Genomic DNA, 20,356 nt, shown 5'->3' with positions numbered 1-20,356 from the left:
AACAACGTCTATCACTATGCTGCTTATGCCCCTAAACGCGTGTTCGATAGTTAGCAACACAGCGTTCGATGAAACAAACTCGCATATGGGAACTTTTCTTTTTAGAATCACCACCTCGCTTGATAACCATTTTCATTAGCAAATAAGTTTCATCTCAGGGGATCACCATGCCACGCTTTACTCGCACCGCCTTAGCCAGCGCCGTCGCTCTTAGCGTCTCCGCCACCGCGGCCTTAGCCCAAGAAGCAGAACAACTGGACAATATTGTTGTTTCTGCCAGCGGTTTTGAGCAGGCACTGGTTGATGCTCCTGCCAGTATTTCCGTTGTTTCTCGTGAGGAACTGGAGCGCAAGCGCATTACCAGCGTGGCTGATGCGTTACGTGATGTAGAAGGTGTTGATGTTGGTGGAGCAGTCGGCAAAACCGGTGGCAGCAATATCAGCATTCGCGGGATGCCTAGCGACTATACGTTGATTCTTATTGACGGCCGTCGGCAGAACGCAGCTGGCAGCGTCACACCTAATGGGTTTGGCGAAACGTCTACCAGCTTCTTCCCACCTGTTTCTAGCATTGAACGTATCGAAGTGATTCGTGGCCCAATGTCGACGCTATATGGCTCTGACGCCATGGGCGGAGTAATCAACATTATTACTCGCCGAGTAGACCGCGAGTGGGTTGGTTCTGTAGGTATTGAAAATACATTTAATGAAGATCGTGATTTCGGTGACCGCCGCGAAATCAATCTTTATACCAGCGGACCGCTTATTCAAGACACGCTTGGCATTCAGGTACGCGGTCGTTTATATGAGCGGGACGCATCAGAACTTACTTACACTGACGGCAACGGCAATCCCATTGAGGTTAGCCAGCGTGGCCCCAGCCCGGTAGAAGGCGATGTCTATAACCTGGGTGGTAAGCTAACTTGGACGCCCAATTCAGACCATGATCTTTGGGTAGATGGCGAAGTTAACCGACAGCGCTATAACAATGACGAATGCCAGCTCGGCACATTGGATGGCCGCTCCCGTAGCTGTGAGCCGGCACCTGGTGTCGCGAATGGCTACGCTGACGAGCTGCGTTTTGAGCGTCAGCAAGTTGCTATTGGCCACACAGGCCGCTTTGCATCAGGTACGCTTGAAACTAGCTTAATGCGCAACCTCACAGAAACCAAAGGCCGCACTATTCCTGGTGAAAATGGCGTTGCCTATGACGGCTTCCCGGGCATCGTGGGCGGCGCGCCTCGCGAACTAGAAACCACCAATACTGTGTTAGACAGCAAGTATGTCATGCCACTAGGCGACCACATGACCACGGTGGGCTTGCAATGGTGGGACGCCGAACTCGACGATGGTTTGGCAAATGAAACCTTTGAGCAAACCACCTGGTCGCTCTTCGCAGAAGATGAGTGGTTGATACGTGACGATTTGGCGCTAACGCTTGGCGGCCGCTACGATCACCACGACGCTTTTGGCAGCCAGTTCAGCCCACGTAGCTATTTGGTGTGGAATACCACTCCAAACTGGACACTAAAAGGTGGCGTCAGCCGAGGTTACAAAACGCCTACGCTGAATGCGTTACATGCGGGTATTAATGGCGTCACGGGCCAGGGCACCATACTGACGATTGGTAACCCAGACCTAGAGCCAGAAACCAGTACCAGCAGCGAAATTAGTGCTCATTACGACAGCCAGACAGGCTTCACCGCTAGCGCCACACTGTTCTATAACGAGTTTGACGACAAAATAGCCAGCGGCAACGACATTGTTGTTGAGAACGATCCGCTCGTGCCTGACGGTGTTTATAGCCAAGACATCAATATTGATGAGGCCGTCACCCAAGGTGTCGAGCTTGCTACTAGCTATCAGTTCACACCAGATTGGCGTTTATCGGCCAACTACACCTATACCGATAGTGAACAGAAAAGCGGTAACAATCGTGGCGAGCCACTGACCGACACGCCAGAGCATGCATTCAATGCTACGCTGCGCTGGCAAGCCACGCCTCAGCTGGACACGTGGCTTTCCGCTGAGTATCGCAGCGAGCGTTACCGTAACCGTGAAAGCGTTAGGGGCGCGCCCTCGTTCGACGACCTAGGCGACTTCAAAACCTATTCACTGTTCCACTTAGGCGGCAGCTACGCATTTACCGAACAATTTAACGTCAGTGCCACCATTTATAACGTGTTCGATAAAGATTTTGTTGATTATCGCGCTTACGGTGACGGCACTAGCTTTGGCAATGTGTATGCCAATAGTGAAGAAGGACGTCGATTGTGGCTATCTGCACGCTACGAGTTCTAAACGCTGCTAGCTAGAAGTTTCTGTTTACTGTTTCAATGAAACCTTGCTGCCCTGGCCATGTGCCAGGGCTTTTTTACGCCGTAAAGTTGGGCGGTAGCCAACCTCTATGCTGGCAATTCATTAAGTTAATCTCTCGTAAGCGTAAAGCTTAGGTACTATTAACCAACTTCCACGCCCGCTTAACAGCGAATTCGATGTTTATTAGGAAACTGTCTGTTATGACCGCGTACCCGCTCGTCCGCTATCTCGCCTTGGTGCTACTGTTGCTCGGCGGCCTAATACTCTCTAGCGCTTCCTTCGCGCAATCAGCCCCCAGGGTCGAACTAGCCCCTGTAAACCGCGAGCCAATTTATACCGAAACAAAGCTGGTTGGCACAGTGAACTCCCTGGAAGATGCCCTGCTCTCAGCATCCGTGGCAGGGCTTATTATTCAGGTAGCGGTTAATCCTGGCGACCATGTTGCCAAGGGAGACACGTTAATCGCGTTGGATGACGACTTGGCTCGTTTTGACCTAGCAGCAGCGGTCGCCGCAGAACAGGAGGCCCAGGCCACTCTGGCAGAGGCCGAACGATTACTACAGGAAGCAGAATCGGTGGGTGTGGGGCGCAACATCGCGGCGACTGAAGCTAGCGCTCGGCGCAGCGCCGTTAATGTGGCCCGCGCCGCACGCTCGCGTTTAACAGCAGAACAAGCGCGTTTAAGCGCCCTACTGGCTCGCCATGAAATCAACGCCCCTTTTAATGGTGTCGTCAGCGCTCGCAGCGTTAATCTTGGCGAGTGGGTCACGCCAGGGGATAGCGTTGCGCGCCTCGTTAATCTTGATGAACTGCGCGCTGACTTCCAAGTACCTGAAATCTTTTATGCCGCCCTTCAAGACGAAGCGTTTATCAGCCTGCGCGTGGGTCAACACACCTACGAGAGCACTATCGCCACGATGGTGCCGATCAGTGACACCAGCGCCCGCACGTTCCTATTACGCGCCCATGTGCCTGAAGCAGCTGCACTGTATCCAGGTAATGCAGTGGATGCTGTGCTGCGGGCCTCAACCGGTAGCGATGGGCTGACGGTTCCCCGCGATGCGTTAAGCCGCTACCCAGATGGGCGAGTCACCGTATGGGTCGCCACGCCTAACGAAAACAACACGTATCAGGTTACTGAACAGCGTGTGCAGTTAGGCATTAATTTTGCCGACCGTGTGGAAGTTGTCGAGGGTCTCTCCGGTGATGAGCAGGTCGTCGTTCGTGGCAATGAATCGCTGGTCGAAGGGGTCAGCGTAGAGAATATCGCTGTTGAGAATGACGCGGCGGGGAGCGAGTAATGTTTGCAGCCCTACTGCGCCAGCAAACGCTGGTCACGGTTATCGCGCTGATTTTCCTGCTGCTAGGCATTGCCGCCACGCTGCGCATTCCCGTTCAGATGATTCCCGACATTGAAGCCCGCACCATTACGGTCGAGACGCGCTGGGCGGGAGCGACACCCCAGGATATCGAAAAAGAGATCCTCATTGAGCAAGAGCAGTACTTGCGCAATGTGCCGAACCTTACCCGCATGACAGCCATCGCCGAAAGTGGCAGCGCTGAAATTGAGCTTGAATTCCCGTTTAGCGTGGATATGACCGCCGCACTGATTCAAGTCAATAACGCGCTTAGCCAAGTATCGTCCTATCCCACCAATGTGGACCAGCCACGCATTGTTTCTGCCGCTTTCTCGACAGACGCATTTTTGCGTTTTCATGTGGGTACGCTACCCGGTAACCCTAAGGCGTTAGATATCCAATTGATGAGCGACTTTATCGACGACCGCGTTCGGCCTCGCATGGAAGGCGTCGAAGGCGTGTCGGAAGTCGGCGTAAATGGCGGCGCTCAGCGGCAGCTACAAATTTTGGTCGACCCTGGAGCGCTGGCTCAGCGCGGGGTCTCACTTACCGAATTACGCGATGCCATCACCCAGCGTAACCGGGATATTTCAGGGGGCGAATTAGAAGCCGGTAAACGCCGCTATCTGATACGCACGCTGGGCCGCTTTGATGACGCGGAGGCCTTGGCGCAGTTGGTTGTCTCTCGCCAAGGCGATAGCATCGTGCGGCTTGCTGACGTTGCCGAGGTTCGCCAGGGGCAGTCTCGCTTAAGCCAGCTATCGTTTTATAACGGCCAGCCAGGCATTGGTATGGATCTTCGGCGGGAAAGCGGTGCAAACGTCATCGATATCAAATACGCCATTGAAGAAGAAATAGCGGCCATTAACGACAGCATTCTGCGTCCGGCGGGAATGGAAATGGTGCTGACTGCCGATGACGTGCGCTACGTGGAAGCCTCGGTCAGTAATGTATGGAGCAACCTGCTACTTGGGGCGGCCTTTGCAACGTTGGTGATGTACCTGTTTTTGCGCTCTGCTCGCGCCACCTTTATTGGCGTTATTGGCATCCCCTTTTGCACCATTGCTGCTTTTTTAGGGCTGATGCTAACGGGGCGCACGATCAACGTGATTTCCATGGCAGGCATTGCCTTTGCCATTGGCATGAGCGTCGATAACAGCATTGTGGTGTTGGAAAATATTGAGCGCTACCGCCGTTTAGGGCTCGACCGCATCGAATCGGCGTTACGTGGCGTGCAGGAAGTCTGGCCCGCGACGCTGGCATCGACAGCCACCACCATTTTGGTGTTCCTGCCGATTCTGTTTATCGAAGAAGAAGCTGGGCAACTGTACTCTGATGTGGCCATTGCCGTTTCCGCCGCTATTTTTGCCTCAATGCTGGTGGCAGTTACCCTAGTGCCGTCACTGTGTTCGCGCTTTAATTTTTCGATGCGCAACGAGCATGAGGATAGCTCTGCGGCCTCACGCCCTTCGTGGGCTGGGGAACGGCTTGAGCGAATAATCGCCACCCCTTTTCGCCGCGGAGCGATCCTGGTCATCACGGTAGTGATCAGCGGTTGGACTATCGTTGTCCTCACGCCACCCGCCGAGTACTTGCCCGAAGGTGAGGAACCTAAAACCTTTGCGGTGATGAGTCCCCCGCCTGGCTATAGCCTGCAGGAAATGGCGGGAATCGCTGCGCAAGTAGAGGATTACTTTTTACCCCATGTAGACGCTGACCCAGCGGCTTTTTTAGCGGGCGACACTGAGGTGCCACCGCTGGCTTATATGAATATGCGAGTCGCTCCTACTCGGCTATTTATCGTCGCGGAAGCAGCTGACCCAGGTAACATCGAAGCGTTAATGGACGCACTTACCAACTACTACGAACGCTTTCCAGGAATGCGCGCGTTTGCCTCAAAAGGCTCGATTATTTCAAGTAACGATGGCGGTACGCGGAGTATCAACCTGGATATCGCCGGACCAGATTTGGCGACTGTTTATGAAGCCGCCAATAACCTCTATCGAGAAGCCCGCAATGAGTTTGGCAATCCGCGTATTCAGAGCCAACCCTCATCGCTATCGCTGGATCAGCCGCTAATACAAATTCGCCCAGATTGGGCGCAGGCGTCAGCGCTTGGCTTAGCGGCAGAAGACGTCGGGTTTTCAGTCGCTGCACTCACCGAAGGTGCCTATGTGGATGATTTCTTTCTCGATGACGAAAAGATCGATATTTATCTTTATGGCCCCCAGCTGTCGCTACCTCTGGACCAACTATCCAACCTTCTGCTTCATACTCCTAGCGGCGCGACGTTGCCGCTCTCTGCCGTCGCCAGCATTGATGAAACCATGGACACCAGCGTTATTCGCCGGGTCGATAGTAGCCGCACGGTGACCCTGAATGTCATCCCACCACCCAGTATCGCCCTAGAAGCAGGGGTTGAGCAGGCCGAGAGAATGCTGGAGCGTCTACGCCGTGAGGGGGAACTACCCTCGGCGGTGGATATTTCGATTTCAGGAGCGAGTGATCAGTTGAATGCCACGCGAGACGCGCTAATGGGCAACTTCTTGATTGCCATTGTGATTGTCTATTTGCTACTGGTAGCGATTTTCTCTCACTGGGGGTACCCGCTGCTGATCCTTACCTCCATCCCTTTGGGCGTGGTGGGTGGCATTATGGGTCTGGCAGCTATGAACGCAGTAGGCAGCCTGCTGCCACTCATTGGCATCGCTCCACTAAGTCAGCCCTTCGATATGATTACTATGCTGGGCTTTTTGATCTTAATGGGAACCGTGGTGAATAACCCTATCCTGGTGGTCGACCAAGCACGCCGACGGCTACACGATAAGCAGCTATCCGTTCAGGAAGCCGTGTTTCAGGCGGTACAAACCCGCTTGCGACCGATTGCGATTACCACGCTGACCACCCTGTGCGGGCTTTCGCCGCTGGTATTTTTACCCGGTGAAGGCACCGAGCTTTACCGTGGCGTGGGGGCGATTGTCTTATTTGGCTTGCTGGGAGCCTCCATCGTGACGGTGACGTTCCTGCCTGCTTTAATGATAAGCGTACTGACGCTTACCCAACGACATACCCAGCCTGGCCGAAGCCAACACCCTTAAATAAACGCTTGGGCCACTTAAACATGCGGCCACCTGATCAGGTGGCCGCAACGTTTAACAAAAAGGCTAAACAAGTACTAAAACGCCACGTTGAGCCCTAACCATACACGGCGGCCATCGTCCACATAGCCGTACTCTTCATAAGTAATACGTTCATCAAACATATTATAAATACCGGCGTTTACCGTGGCGCTATCGTTGAGCTTGTAACCCACTCCTGCATCAACAAAGGTGTAGGAAGGTGCCACCACAGAGCGGCTGGATGGGCCGGTAGTGGGCTGGCTCTCTTCACCACGATAACTGACTTTTGTCCATTGACTGAATCGCGAATTAACCTGCCAATCAAGCGTCGCTGAAACCTGATGACGCGGTAGCTTCGTTAAAGGCTCGCCTGCATATTGACCACTTTTTTGTTCAGAGTCAGTGAAGGTATAGCTGGCCGTTAGCGCTACTGCATCTGTCAGCGGCGCTGCCAGACTGGCTTCTACCCCTTGTGTAATCGCCTCATCCACGTTGACGCGATAAGTAGGGTCGCTGCCAAAATCATTACGGCCATCGGTACAGATATCGATAGGACAAGCAATACGAGTAATTTTATCTTCAAAGTCGTTGTGGAACAGCGTCAAACTGCCGTTTAGACCTGCCTCGTTGGCGTAGAGCAACGCAATCTCTTTGTTAAGCGACGTTTCAGGTTTAAGGTCTGGATTACCGTAGATATTACCACCGCGGCTGATCTGCCCCCAATCGGGGGTGATTTCACGCAGGTTTGGCGAACGATAACCGGTTGAAACGCCGCCTTTAAGCGTCCAATCAGGCGTTATATTCCAAACGCTGTAAAGACGCGGACTAACGTGACTGCCATAGTTATCATCGTCATCAACGCGCAAACCGCCAGTCAATGCCCAAGTGTCCGTCAGCATCCATTCATCTTCTACAAACAGCGCCCGCTGGCTACTGTCGATTTCAGTCCGGTCAGATATCTTGTTGGTGGTGGTATCGCTCAGCGACTCCTCTTCGTAGCTCGCTCCAACAGTCACTAAGTGCGTACCTAGTGGAATCACCGCGCTGGCTTTAGCGGTAGTGTTGGTAATTTCGATATCGCGGGATTTGTTGTCGCTACGCTCACGCTGCACAAAGGTTTCGCTGGTGCCCCAGTCAAAGCGGCCACTGTGGGTAACGGCAACGTGAGTGTTGGTGTATTCGCCGATACTGTCGGTGCAACCACCTTTGCAACCCTCAGCAGCGCCAGAGCGCCCTACCCGTGAGTAGCGATCCTGTTTGGTAATGCCAGCTTCAGCAGTGAAATCGTGATTATCGTTCGCCGCGAAGTTCAGCCGCGCGGTTAGACTTTGCAGGCTTTTTTCTTCGTAGCCGTTCAAAATATCATCTTCATCCCGCTCAGAGGCACGTCCGAAAAGCTGTAGGCCTAATCGCTCACCCACTAACGGCCCGCTGAGGTAGAAATTTGCTTGGCGGCTGTCTCCAGAAGCGCTGTTTTCTTGAAGCACGGTGTCGAGCTGCACATTGCCGTGCCATTCATCAGACACCTTGCGGGTGATCACGTTGATTACCCCACCGATAGCATCTGAGCCGTAAAGTGTCGACATTGGCCCACGCACCACCTCAATACGCTCAATCGCTTGTAGCGGCGGAAGCCAGTCTTGTTCAAACCCCGCGCTACCGTTCGGGCGTGATTCCCGAGAATTTTGCGGACGTCCATCCACCAAAATCAAGGTGTACTGGGAGGGCATACCACGAAGTGAAATATCATTGCCACGGTCACCTGCGCCACCACCGGTAACAACCACACCCGGCACGTCACGCAGGGCGTCGGTGATATTTTGATAGTGGCCACGCTCAAGCTCTTCCCGAGAAATAACGCTGATAGATGCAGGCGCACTGGTAATTTGCTGTTCAAAACCTGAAGCGGTCACCACAACATCATCTAGCCGAGGCGTTTCTTGAGCCCATAGGGCACTACAGGCCAACGAAGAGATGGCGCTGGACAATAACGCGCGACGCAAACGAGTGGACATAATTGGGTTCCTTAATGTGAAAGAGCTCTTGCAGTCAAATGCGAATCGTTAGCATTATTATTTTTGCATAATCTTTGCACAAATAGGTTGCACAGCACGTTCAACCAAGCGGAACACAAATGCCAATTATTTGCATTACCATCGTTAGATGTCACAATAGCGCTTCGATTGTTGCCTAGTGGCCCCGACCATGTACGATTTTGATGAACTTGCCGCCTTTGCCGATGTGATGACCACCGGTAGCCTAACGCGCAGCGCACAAAAACTAGGGCTTGCTAAATCGACGCTGAGCCGCCGTATTAGCCAGCTAGAAACACGATTGGGCCAGCCGCTGCTCAGGCGGCAAGCCAATCGGCTGATTCCTACTGAGGCAGGCTTGCTGTTTCATCACTACTGCACAGAACTGCTGGCATTGGCAGCCCACAGTCATGAAGCATTGGCAGAACTGCGCGAGGAAATCAGCGGAAAAGTAACCCTGGAAGTACATGGGGCGTTGGCACGAGGTTGGATGGCAGGCGTTGTGGATGCGTTTTTAACCCGCCACCCTAAAGTAGAATTAACCCTTCATACCCGCGAAACACCCCCAACTAAAATGCACAGTAACAGTGTGCACATATGGCTAGGGGCAACACATGAATGCGGTCTTAATCAGGAGCGCTTGGGGCACTTGACCCGTGGCCTTTATGCCAACCCCAGCTATCTTGCCAACGCTGGTTACCCTCAGCACCCAAGCGAGCTAGAAGAACACGCGTGGATTGATTTACTCGATAGCGCTTCTAGCGGCCTACTGTTACACCATACCCATCACGATGACTTTCTCTTTCATGCGCCCCGCTCGCGGCTGCGAGTCGATTTAACGGTGCTTCAAATTGATGCCATTGCTTATGGTCAAGGCATTGGGCTACTGCCCCATTGGATGGTCGAAAAACGCGAGCAGCATCATCCTGGCGATTTAGTCAGTTGTTTACCTGGCTGGGAACCCGCCCCACTACCAATCACCATGTTGTATGCTTACGGTCATCACTCACGGCGGGTTAATGCGCTGCTAACATTTTTACGTGAACAGGTTCCCGCTGCTTGGCAAACCCATCACTCCATAGTTAACGCCAATTAACCAATTCACCTTGCCAGTTAGCGGCCTAATTAACGACAATGAGCCGCTAATAATCGTCAAGGAATGGGAATGCTCGCCGAACTTTTTGCCGTGATGGCGCCAGTACTCGCTGGCGCTGGACTGGGATATTTATGGGTCCGCTTAGGGCATCCCTACCCGGTCGATTTTATTACCCGCTTAGTATTTAACATTGGTACACCTGCGCTTGTGCTTACCTCACTGTCTGGGGCTACTATCGATGCCAGTAGCTTTGGGCAAATGATGCTTGCAACGGCCCTGGTGATTCTCACTATGGGCGCGGCGAGTTTTGTGGTGGCCAAACTATTGCGCCGCAGTTGGCGTGTATTACTGGCACCAATGATGTATCCCAACACCGGCAATATGGGGCTACCCGTTGTACTGTATGCGTTTGGCAGCGCTGGATTTGCCTATGGCATTACGGTGATGGTGACGGTATCGCTGTTTCAGTTTACGTTAGGGGCGGTGCTCAATAGCAACGGAAATCCGATTAAGACGTTGCTTAAAACACCCACGGTGTATGCCATTTTAATTTCGATGGCACTGCTGTTAACCGATACCTCATTGCCTGCTTGGTTAGACAATACGGTAGATCTGATGTCTGGATTTACAGTACCGCTCATGCTCATCACACTGGGTGTTTCACTCGCCAGTATTCAGGTAAAAAGCTTACGCTCGGGCCTTGGATTCAGCCTAGTGCGTATTCCTCTTGCCGCTGCAGCGGCATGGTTGATTGCTGGTTGGATTGGTCTTCCACCGTTGGCCCAAAGCATTTTGGTACTACAAATGTGTATGCCTGTGGCGGTATTTAACTACTTATTTGCCCAGCGTGCTCAGCGCGAACCCGCCTATGTCGCCAGCTTGGTTTTCTGCTCTACGCTGCTTGCCCTGGTATATTTACCAATTTTGCTGGCTTTTTTGATGTAGCGATTTGGCTATAACATTCTGATATGTCAATAAAAGGAGGGAACCCCGTCCAGGTTAAGCAGTCACTGCTAGACTTGAACATGACCATCACCCGCTATCACCGCAGGAGTAACGCTAATGCGCCAACCACAAACACAAGACCGCCAGGCAGCGTTAACGATTCTCTCTTACCGCTGGTGTCTGACCGCTATTAGTGGGCTAGTGCTGACAGGCACGCTTAGTAATGTCCAGGCAGACATGGTGTACGAGGCAATGGAAACCGAACAGGTAACTTTTTCGCTTGAACGCGTGGCAAAGGGGTTGAGCAGCCCTTGGGCAGTCGCTTTTTTGCCTGACGGTCGCTTTTTGGTCAGCGAACGCCGTGGACAGCTTACGCTGGTGGATCAAGACGGAAGTCAACAGGCGCTTGACGGATTACCCACGGTCAGCCACCAGGGACAAGGTGGGCTTCTCGATATTACTCTTCACCCGGCTTTTGGGGAGGGAGAACACGACTGGATTTATTTCACCTGGAGCAAACCCGACGGCAATAACAGCCGTTCAGCGCTATCACGGGTGAAGTGGCAGGGTGATTCATTGGGTGAGGTCGAACACCTTTTTGAACAGGACCGCGCCTCTTCCCCCGGACGCCATTACGGCTCTCGTTTGGCATGGCTAGCAGACGGTACGCTATTAATGAGCATTGGCGACCGAGGCGTTACCCCGGCCCGTGCCCAGGCAAGCGATGATCATGCAGGGTCAACACTGCGCTTAACAGATACAGGCGGCGTCCCTGACGATAATCCTTTTGTGGACGATGATAGTACCCGGGATGAGATTTATTCCATGGGCAACCGCAACATTCAAGGCATGACGGTGCTTAGCAATGGTGAGCCCTGGGCGAGCGAACATGGCCCGCGCACAGGTGATGAACTTAATCACATCGAAGCGGGCAGCAATTATGGCTGGCCGGAAGTTAGTTTAGGTAATGATTATCGGACTAATGAGCCGATCGGAGTCGAATCAATGCCTGGCATGGTGGACCCGGTTTACCGCTTTGAGGGTCGCTTTGCACCTTCAGGCCTGACTGAAGTCACCAGCAACACGTTTGGAGACTGGCAGGGGCAGCTATTAGCCGGTGGTTTAGCCAGCGAGACCTTGTTACGCCTGCAACTGGAAAACGGCCGTGTTGTGGATGAAGAGGTCATTCTTGACGGCCAAATTGGCCGCATTCGCGATGTGCGCCAGGGCCCTAACGACGCCATTTATTTGCTAACCGATGGTGATCAGGGCAGCCTTTATCGTTTAAAGGTGGTTAATTAACCCACACTAACGTTATCTGAAGCGCTACTCTTTATACTGCCTACATACACTGTTTATGCTGTTCACTGATGACCGGCTGTTATTCACACGGATGCATAATGCGACTTCGTAATTTAATTATTTTGACGGTCATCGTGCCGCTCTTTGTCGTTTTAGTGGTATTTAGCCTGGTGGCCATCAAGTCGCTGGAAGATAATGTGCGTTCCAAGCTGCAGACTGAAGTTGAAATTATCACACGGGCACTGAGCACATCGCTGAGCTATGCCGTCGCTCGTGATAGCGACACGCCGTTAGAAGAAGCACTGCAATCCGCTTTTTCATTTCATCGTATCTATGGTGCTTATGTGTTCGACACCCAAGGCCGTGAAGTTTATGGGCTGGGCTTGGGCAAAGATCTGTTCACACCGAGTGAAATTCAGCAGGTTATCGAACAAGATGACCTCTACAGCAATTACCGCCAGCAAGAAGGTTGGACGTACTACTCAGCATTGATTCCGCTACGGGCGCAAGACGGCACGGTGCAAGGCGTCCTGCAGGTAAACCGACTTAATACCGGCATTGAAAACTATACGGGCTTTATCAGCATTGTGGCGGTGTTGGTGTTTGTGATCGGAGCGGCCGGTATTGTATTTAGCATTTGGTGGGGCTTTCGGCACTATATTGAGCGGCCACTTAACCGCCTATTGCACGTGATGTTACTAGTAGAAGATGGCGACCGTAGCCAGCGGGCTACGGTCGATGGCCCGACAGAGTATCGCCGCTTAGCATCAGGGTTGAACGGCATGCTGGATGCCATGGCAGATAAAGATCGCGACATAGATGCTCGTCGGCAGCGCGAAATCGAACTTGAAAAGCGCTTGCGCAAATCTAAAAAGCTGGCCGAACTGGGTGTTTTGGCGGCTGGTGTGGCCCATGAGATTGGCGCACCGTTAACCGTCATCAATGGCCAAGCTCAGCGTTTAGCCCGTCGGAATGTTATTGGCGACGACGAACGCGCACGCCTTAGTCGTATTCGTGGCGAAGTCGAACGCATTGTCCAAATTGTCCGCCAGTTAATGGAGCTGGGGCGACAACATAACGTAGAGAAAGGCACGCAAGCCCTCGATCAGCTTATTCTGAGTGCAAGTGAACTCGTGGAAGAGGAGCTGGAGCCACGAAATATCCGTTTAGATATTGACCTTCCTTCCCCTCCCCCCCATTTATTAGTCAATGGTCAGCAAATTGTGCAAGTGCTCACCAATTTATTGCGTAACGCAGCGCAAGCGCCAAACGTAGGCCACGTACGTCTTAGTGCCAAACAATACGGGGAAGAGTTAACGCTGTGGGTAGAAGATGATGGGCCTGGCATTCCAGCATCACAACATCAACAAGTATTTGACCCTTTTTTTACAACTAAACCGGTGGGCCAAGGCAGTGGCTTAGGGCTCTCCATGGTGCATCGCATTATTAACGACCACGGCGGGACGATTGGCGTATTTAATAGCGGCCTTGGCGGCGCTGGATTTGAAATTACGCTCCCCCTTAGTGAAACCGCATCCGCTTGAGGAAAACGTTTGTGACCCATCAGGAACACCTTTTACCTTTATTGGTGGTGGAAGATGACGCCGCTATACGTGAGTTATTGGAAGAAGAACTTAACGACGCGGGCTACGATACGCTAGGCGTGCCCAGCGCAGAAGATGCCTTGGCGCTACTTAGCCATACCCCTGTTGCAATGATGATTACGGATGTTCGTCTTCCTGGAATGACCGGCATTCAGTTACTTCAGCAGCTTCGCCAAAGTGGCAGCGAGCTGGGTATTATTGTCATCACTGCGTTTGGCACCATTGACCAAGCTGTCGAGGCGCTAAAACTGGGCGCCGATGATTTTCTAACCAAACCATTAGATCTAGATGCAATTCGCGAAGCGGTCTTTCGCGTCTTAGAGCGCCAGCGCTTATCGCTTTCCCACGATACTGAATTGAGCCACTTCCACGGCATTGTTGGCAAAAGCCCAAGCATGCAATCCCTGTTTCATGATGCTTCTCGGCTGGCTAAAAGCGATGCGCCTATTTTGATTCTAGGCGAAAGCGGTACCGGTAAAGAGCTATTGGCCCGTGCTATCCATCAAGAGAGCAAACGCCATGATGCACCTTTTGTGCCCGTGAACTGTGCCAGCATTCCTGCTGATCTAATGGAAAGCGAGTTTTTTGGCCATGTAAAAGGAGCGTTCACTGGGGCCAACGAAGCGCGCAGAGGTCTGTTTCATAGTGCCAAGGGCGGCAGCCTTTTCTTGGATGAGATTGGCGAAATGCCCGTTAATCTTCAGGCTAAATTGCTGCGCGCATTACAAGAAAAAACCGTGCGTCCGGTTGGCGGCGAGCGCGAAGAACCGGTTGATGTGCGTATTATTGCAGCGACTCACCGAAATCTTGAAAAAGAGATCGAGCAGGAAAACTTCCGAAGTGACTTGTTCTATCGACTTGAAACATTCTCGCTACGCATCCCTCCGCTGCGCGAACGGGGCACCGATATAGAACATCTCGTGTTTGCATTAATTGACAAACATGCCGAAGCGCAAAATAAACAAATTGAACAAATTGAACCTGAAGCGCTGAACAGCCTGTTGAACTACCCCTATCCTGGTAACGTGCGCGAGTTAGAAAATGCCATTATGCGTGCCGTAACCCTGAGCGAAGAGGGTGTATTGCAGCACAACGATTTGCCAGAACGGCTACGCGAGCAGGCCAGCCAACATAACGGCTCGGAAATAACGCCGACCCTTAGTGGCGAGGTGTTGCCCGGCACCCAGGTGCCAGCGCCTGCACCAGCGCGTTGGCCAAGCTTGGAAGAAGTAGAGAAGCGCTATATTCGCAAAGTGCTAGAAGCTACTGGCGGCAATAAGCGGCGTACTGCTGAAGTGCTGGGTATTGCTCGACGAACGCTCTATCGGCGTTTGGAAGATAACGAGGATTAACGTAATAGGATAAACCGGTCACACACCAAAGTGACCGGTTCAGCTTTCTATAAGACGCCAGATTATTCGGTAACGCCCTCTCCTGGCGTTTCTTCAGGCGTGGTTCCATCATTAGCCATCGGCCCCGTGCCCATCGGCTCTTCTATCTCTTGCTCTGCATCGGCGTTAGGGGGTGAATCATTGCCACAACCGGATAGCACACCAGCAACCAGCAATACACTCAGCAGTAACGCTAATAATCGTACAGTAGGTTTCAGTGACATCATGTCGTTCTCCTTCCTTGATTGATTAATTGCAAAGGCGCTTTTTACACCCACCGCCTCTTAACCTTAGTGACTATTTGCTAGGTTGCCAAAAAAGCATGGGTGGGAAGACCCGCTCTACAAACTCTGCAAAGCCAGTTGTAGGCGCTGGTATTGTTGCCATAAAATAAAAAAAACCCCCGCGGGCGCGGGGGAAAAAGATGATAAATCGGGTGGAGCAGCCGCAGGGAACAGACAGCTGGGTCGATTTACCATCGTAGGGAGCGTTAACGATTACTGACCGCTATTCATCTCGTCGTCATTCTCATCCGTGTCATCTTCATCCGTGGTTGGCATTGGTTCAGTACCTTCACCAAAGCCTGGGTTCTCTTCAGGATCTTCTTCTCCAACATTTGCTTCTGCTTCTGGCATCGGTTCTTGTGAAGCCGCTGCATCATCGCTTAATCCAGGGTCTTCATTCATAGCGGAGTCTTCTGCCACGTCAGGATCATCGTTCATCATAGGATCTGAGGTGGTATCCATGGCCGTATTGTCATCACCAGACGACACTTGATCCGTTGAAGAAGTGGCATCCTGCTCCATGGTTTCTGGCTGTTCTGCAGGCGGCATGTCGTCGTCACCGTTGCCACAACCGGCGAGCGCAAGCGTGCTTACGGTGGCCGCTAACATGCATAGTGTAAGTACACGTGGGCGTTTAGTAACTTGTTTAGCGTGCTTATCCATACGACTTACCTCCCTTCCAACATAAAAGCTGTCAATCGTAAAAACTGTCAATCATAAAGCTGTCGACCAAAAAAAGGTTCAGTGACAAAGACAGTTTAAAAATAAAATCATTACGTTACTTATAATCTTGCATAACCTATGCCTACACTCAGATAAAAAACAATTATTGTTAAAAATCATAAATTTAAATAAAAAAAAACCCTCCAATCATTAACAAGCAGTGAACGGACGTGGGTTCAAACTGGCACATGTGACGACATTGGACGCCTAGCACAGGAGGCGTTGTGACACACCTTGTCTACTTATGTATAATAAATATTAATAAATAACCGAACCCAAACTTAAATTTCAATTATGAACCGTTTTGTGTCGCTGTTTGCAGGGAAAGCCATCTGGTCACTAGGAAGCGAACTGAGCAACGACACAAGGCTGCTCATTCACGCAATAGGCATCGCTGATGGACGAGACACGCCCTGTCAAAATTCAGGTACGCGGCTTAAGCAAGGTATTTGGTAAGCAGCCAAAAAAAGCCCTTGAGCTCCGCGACCAAGGCTTAAAACGCCCTGAAATCCTTGAAAAAACGGGTCAAACGCTAGGCCTTTCCAATATCTCTTTCGATGTCTATGAGGGCGAACTGCTCGTCATCATGGGGCTATCAGGTTCTGGCAAGTCAACGTTGATTCGTTGTTTAAATCGCCTGATTGATACCACCGAAGGCGAGATAGTGATTGATGGTGAAAATATTCCCACGCTGGGCGAAAAGGCGTTACTGGAGTGTCGTCGCCGTCATTTTTCTATGGTGTTTCAAAACTTCGCGCTATTTCCTCACCGCACAGTGCGTCAAAACGCTGAATTCGGACTTGAAATTCGCGGCGTAGATAAAGCGGAACGTAAGCACATTGCCCAAAACGCGCTAACACAAGTAGGGTTAGATGGTTGGGAAGAGGCTTACCCTAACCAGCTTTCCGGTGGTATGCAGCAGCGTGTTGGCCTAGCCCGTGCGCTAGCGAATGACTCCACCGTACTATTGATGGACGAAGCATTTTCAGCGCTTGACCCTCTAATCCGCAAAGATATGCAGCAAGAGCTGCTGCAACTGCAATCTAAAATGCAGAAAACCACCGTCTTCATTACCCACGACTTGGATGAAGCGCTCAATATTGGTGACCGTATCGTACTGCTGAAAGATGGCGAAGTCGTACAAATCGGCACCCCGGAAGAAATATTGACCCAACCAGCCGATGACTATGTACGCCGCTTTATTGAAGGTGTCGATCGTTCGAGGGTACTCACTGCTGAAAGTGCTATGCGCCCAGTGCGCTCAACTGCCCGTGACAGTGATGGCCCACGTACGGCTCTACATCGCATGCGCGACCATAGTATTGATTCAATATACGTCACTGACCGTGATCGCCGCCTAATCGGCTTGTTAGAGGCTGAATCGGCAAGCAGAGCGATTGATGCCAAGTCAGAAACGATTACTGATCACCTGACTCAAGACTTCCGCAAAGTCCCTCCCGAGGAACCCCTGCACAATCTGTTCGCTATGTTTAGCGATAAAAGCTTCCCCATCGCCGTTGTTGATGATCAGCAGCGGTTACTTGGCGTTGTTGTGAAGGGTGCGGTACTGGATGAATTAGCACGGGCAGGAGAACAGTAATGGATATTCCAAGCATTCCTCTTGGCGATTGGATTGAGAGCGGCTTAACCTGGTTAACAAGCGAGTACTCGTCTGTAACGCGGGGCATCTCTCGCTTTACCCAAACGGGCATTGATGTATTAAACGACAGCTTGATGTGGCTACCTGAATGGGCGCTACTTGGCTTGATCGCACTACTTTGTTTGAAGTTAGCGGGTGTCCGCTTAGCACTTGGTGCAGTGGCTGGGTTAGCCTTAATTTGGAACCTAGGGCTCTGGAACCCGATGATAGAGACCCTCACGCTGGTGGTCTTCGCCACCCTGGTGGCCGTGGTTATCGCATTGCCAGTAGGCATTGCGGCAGCCCTATCAAATCGGCTTTACCGCCTGATCATGCCCATACTGGATTTCATGCAGACCATGCCTGCATTTGTGTACCTGATACCCGCCATTCCATTTTTCGGTATTGGCTCTGTCTCCGCCATTTTTGCGACCGTAATTTTCTCGATGCCGCCTGCTATTCGCTTTACAACGCTTGGCATTCGTCAGGTCCCGGTTGAGCTTATTGAGGCCGCTGATGCCTATGGCGCAACACGCAGTCAAAAATTATTCAAGGTACAACTTCCGCTATCACTACCGACAGTAATGGCAGGGATTAACCAGACTATTATGTTGGCACTTTCGATGGTGGTTATCGCCGCCATGATCGGCGCGGATGGCCTGGGGAGCGAGGTGTGGCGTGCAATTCAGCGACTGCGTCCCGGCGATGGTTTCGAAGCTGGAATCGCTGTTGTCATACTAGCCATGCTACTTGACCGTTTAACGCAATCGCTACGGAAAACGCGTCGTTCGCAATAAGCCTAGTTAAGACGGGGCTCGCAGCTATCAAAAATACTGCGTTGACCAGTCTACTTGATTCACTCTGCTGGCATCCGCATGCTAATGGTGTGATCTAAATTTATAATTAAGCAGCGCTTGTTAGCTTGTTTATTACAGTCGTGGCACTTACTCGCTGTCTATTGTGAATTGTCTGTTGTAATAGAGACAACGATAGAGAAGAGATAAAAGCCACTACTTTTACCAAGGAGCACAAGTATGAAAACTCGTAAGTTAAATCACCGCATCCGCCTCGCCTCATTAGCCCTAATTGCTGGTACTGGCATGACTGCCGGCAGTTTGGCTTATGCCCAGGATCAGGGCACGATCAACCTTGCCTACGTTGAGTGGTCGTCTGAAGTGGCTTCTACCAATGTCATGGCAGCCGTACTCGAACAAGCAGGGTTTGAGGTTGAGCTAACATCACTTTCGGCCGCCGCCATGTTCCAGGCACTTTCAACAGGGGATGCAGATGCCATTGTTGCCGCTTGGCTGCCGACTACCCACGCTGACTACATGGAGCGTGTAGGAAGTAACGTTGAAGATCTCGGCATGAATCTGGATGGTACCAAGCTAGGTCTAGTTGTGCCGTCTTATACCGACGTTGATTCTATCGCTGACCTAAACGATAACGCCGACAGCTTTAACGGCGAGATCATCGGTATTGACCCCGGTGCAGGCCTAATGGCGCTTACCGAAGAGGTTGTGGATACCTATGATCTCGGACTGCGTCTGCGTAGCGGTAGCGGTGCTACCATGACCGCAGCGCTTTCAAGCGCAATTAACAATGAAGAAGATGTCGTGGTGACTGGCTGGACACCGCACTGGATGTTTGCTCGTTTCGACCTGAAATATCTTGAAGACCCAGAAGAAGTGTATGGCGGTGCCGAGCAGATTCACACCGTGGTACGCCAAGGCTTAAAAGATGACATGCCAGAAGCCTACGCCATTCTTGATGCCTTTGAGTGGACACCCGAACAGATGGGTGAGGTCATGCTGATGAATCAGGAAGATAACAGCGACCCCTACGAGAATGCTAAACAGTGGGTAGAAGATAACCAAGATGTTGTAGAAACGTGGCTCAATTCCTAATAGTACCTAAACTGTACAAGGTATAGTGTCATAAGCCGCTGAACTGGAGAGTTTGAAAACACCGGTTCAGCGGCTACAGCCATTCACTCTATTGATGTGTCCAGTGTCATCAGATGCTCGAAATTCAGTGTAGTAACTACGCCGTATCGAGCACCCAGATAGGCCACTCTAGGAGCTTGCCATGTTTAACAACATTATGGTGCCTGTAGACCTTGCCCACCTAGAAACTCTTGAACCCTCGTTACGCGTTGTTGCTGACCTTGCCAAACAATATGACTCGCATATCACCTATGTCGGCGTCACGGCTAATACGCCAACCAGCATCGCCCGCACACCCCAAGAGTATGAGCAAAAGCTTGAGGCTTTCGCCCAAGAACGGCACAGCGTTCATGGCCAGCCCGTTAGCATCAAGGTGTATAGCTCAACCGACCCCATTGCTAACGTTGATTCGCTGCTGGTGAAAGCAATTGATGAGGTAGGGGCAGATTTAGTCATGATGGCTACGCATTTACCACGTCACCTAGATGCCATTATGCCGTCTCATGGTGGCAAGGTTGCCACGCATACGGGTGCCTCCGTTTTTCTCATTCGGTTGCCGCAATAAAGAACATTGCGTTGTAACGCTTACAATTTCGAT

At 51.6% G+C, this 20,356-nt stretch carries 15 protein-coding genes; 12 read left to right on the top strand and 3 right to left on the bottom strand.

Annotation, left to right across the window (positions count from 1 at the left end):
* Nucleotides 1-167: 167 nt before the first annotated feature.
* From M0220_RS11875 to M0220_RS11865, 3 genes are all read left to right on the top strand, one after another.
* Nucleotides 168-2,300: a TonB-dependent receptor domain-containing protein gene (locus tag M0220_RS11875; protein ID WP_264017729.1), complete on the top strand. Its 2,133-nt coding sequence runs from the start codon at nucleotides 168-170 to the stop codon at nucleotides 2,298-2,300.
* A gap of 218 nt (nucleotides 2,301-2,518) precedes the next feature.
* The gene (locus M0220_RS11870) at nucleotides 2,519-3,619 is read left to right on the top strand and encodes an efflux RND transporter periplasmic adaptor subunit (protein WP_030073739.1); all 1,101 of its coding nucleotides are present in this window, start codon (nucleotides 2,519-2,521) and stop codon (nucleotides 3,617-3,619) included.
* Nucleotides 3,619-6,774 carry an efflux RND transporter permease subunit gene (locus tag M0220_RS11865; RefSeq protein ID WP_264017728.1) on the top strand — a complete coding sequence of 1,052 codons (3,156 nt, stop codon included), beginning with the start codon at nucleotides 3,619-3,621 and terminating at the stop codon, nucleotides 6,772-6,774. The genes M0220_RS11870 and M0220_RS11865 overlap by 1 nt, the downstream gene beginning before the upstream one ends.
* Nucleotides 6,775-6,851: 77 nt before the next feature.
* Here M0220_RS11865 and M0220_RS11860 read toward each other — a convergent pair whose 3' ends face one another.
* Nucleotides 6,852-8,810, bottom strand: coding sequence for a ligand-gated channel protein (locus M0220_RS11860; RefSeq protein ID WP_264017727.1), 1,959 nt, complete (start codon nucleotides 8,808-8,810; stop codon nucleotides 6,852-6,854).
* A gap of 190 nt (nucleotides 8,811-9,000) precedes the next feature.
* Here M0220_RS11860 and M0220_RS11855 point away from each other — a divergent pair, with 190 nt between their 5' ends.
* The 5 genes from M0220_RS11855 (at nucleotide 9,001) to M0220_RS11835 (ending at nucleotide 15,127) form a co-directional block, all read left to right on the top strand.
* Nucleotides 9,001-9,924 carry a LysR family transcriptional regulator gene (locus tag M0220_RS11855; protein ID WP_264017726.1) on the top strand — a complete coding sequence of 308 codons (924 nt, stop codon included), beginning with the start codon at nucleotides 9,001-9,003 and terminating at the stop codon, nucleotides 9,922-9,924.
* A 69-nt stretch (nucleotides 9,925-9,993) separates the two neighbouring features.
* Nucleotides 9,994-10,869 carry an AEC family transporter gene (locus tag M0220_RS11850; RefSeq protein ID WP_264017725.1) on the top strand — a complete coding sequence of 292 codons (876 nt, stop codon included), beginning with the start codon at nucleotides 9,994-9,996 and terminating at the stop codon, nucleotides 10,867-10,869.
* A gap of 117 nt (nucleotides 10,870-10,986) precedes the next feature.
* Complete coding sequence (locus M0220_RS11845) at nucleotides 10,987-12,171, top strand: PQQ-dependent sugar dehydrogenase (RefSeq protein ID WP_264017724.1); 1,185 nt, start codon at nucleotides 10,987-10,989, stop codon at nucleotides 12,169-12,171.
* A 98-nt stretch (nucleotides 12,172-12,269) separates the two neighbouring features.
* Complete coding sequence (locus tag M0220_RS11840) at nucleotides 12,270-13,715, top strand: sensor histidine kinase (RefSeq protein ID WP_030073755.1); 1,446 nt, start codon at nucleotides 12,270-12,272, stop codon at nucleotides 13,713-13,715.
* Between the two features lie 11 nt (nucleotides 13,716-13,726).
* Entirely contained in the window at nucleotides 13,727-15,127 is a 1,401-nt protein-coding gene (locus tag M0220_RS11835; RefSeq protein WP_264017723.1) for a sigma-54-dependent transcriptional regulator, read from the top strand.
* Nucleotides 15,128-15,189: 62 nt separating this feature from the next.
* On the opposite strand, the gene M0220_RS11830 is transcribed toward M0220_RS11835, so the two are convergent.
* Complete coding sequence (locus M0220_RS11830; protein ID WP_035536739.1) at nucleotides 15,190-15,393, bottom strand: hypothetical protein; 204 nt, start codon at nucleotides 15,391-15,393, stop codon at nucleotides 15,190-15,192.
* A gap of 270 nt (nucleotides 15,394-15,663) precedes the next feature.
* Nucleotides 15,664-16,113: a hypothetical protein gene (locus tag M0220_RS11825; protein WP_264017722.1), complete on the bottom strand. Its 450-nt coding sequence runs from the start codon at nucleotides 16,111-16,113 to the stop codon at nucleotides 15,664-15,666.
* A gap of 457 nt (nucleotides 16,114-16,570) precedes the next feature.
* Here M0220_RS11825 and M0220_RS11820 point away from each other — a divergent pair, with 457 nt between their 5' ends.
* From M0220_RS11820 to M0220_RS11805, 4 genes are all read left to right on the top strand, one after another.
* The gene (locus M0220_RS11820; protein WP_264017720.1) at nucleotides 16,571-17,773 is read left to right on the top strand and encodes a quaternary amine ABC transporter ATP-binding protein; all 1,203 of its coding nucleotides are present in this window, start codon (nucleotides 16,571-16,573) and stop codon (nucleotides 17,771-17,773) included.
* Complete coding sequence (locus tag M0220_RS11815) at nucleotides 17,773-18,609, top strand: ABC transporter permease (protein WP_030073762.1); 837 nt, start codon at nucleotides 17,773-17,775, stop codon at nucleotides 18,607-18,609. Before M0220_RS11820 ends, M0220_RS11815 begins: the two co-directional genes overlap by 1 nt.
* Nucleotides 18,610-18,846: 237 nt before the next feature.
* Nucleotides 18,847-19,719, top strand: a complete 873-nt coding sequence (locus M0220_RS11810; RefSeq protein ID WP_264017719.1) for a glycine betaine ABC transporter substrate-binding protein — start codon at nucleotides 18,847-18,849, stop codon at nucleotides 19,717-19,719.
* A 181-nt stretch (nucleotides 19,720-19,900) separates the two neighbouring features.
* Nucleotides 19,901-20,323 carry a universal stress protein gene (locus tag M0220_RS11805; protein WP_030073764.1) on the top strand — a complete coding sequence of 141 codons (423 nt, stop codon included), beginning with the start codon at nucleotides 19,901-19,903 and terminating at the stop codon, nucleotides 20,321-20,323.
* Nucleotides 20,324-20,356 lie beyond the last annotated feature (33 nt).

Source organism: Halomonas qinghailakensis (genome assembly GCF_025820815.1).
GTDB lineage: Bacteria > Pseudomonadota > Gammaproteobacteria > Pseudomonadales > Halomonadaceae > Vreelandella > Vreelandella qaidamensis.
The sequence above is the reverse complement of the archived record's forward strand: the minus strand, read 5'-3'. Positions and strand labels throughout refer to the sequence as shown.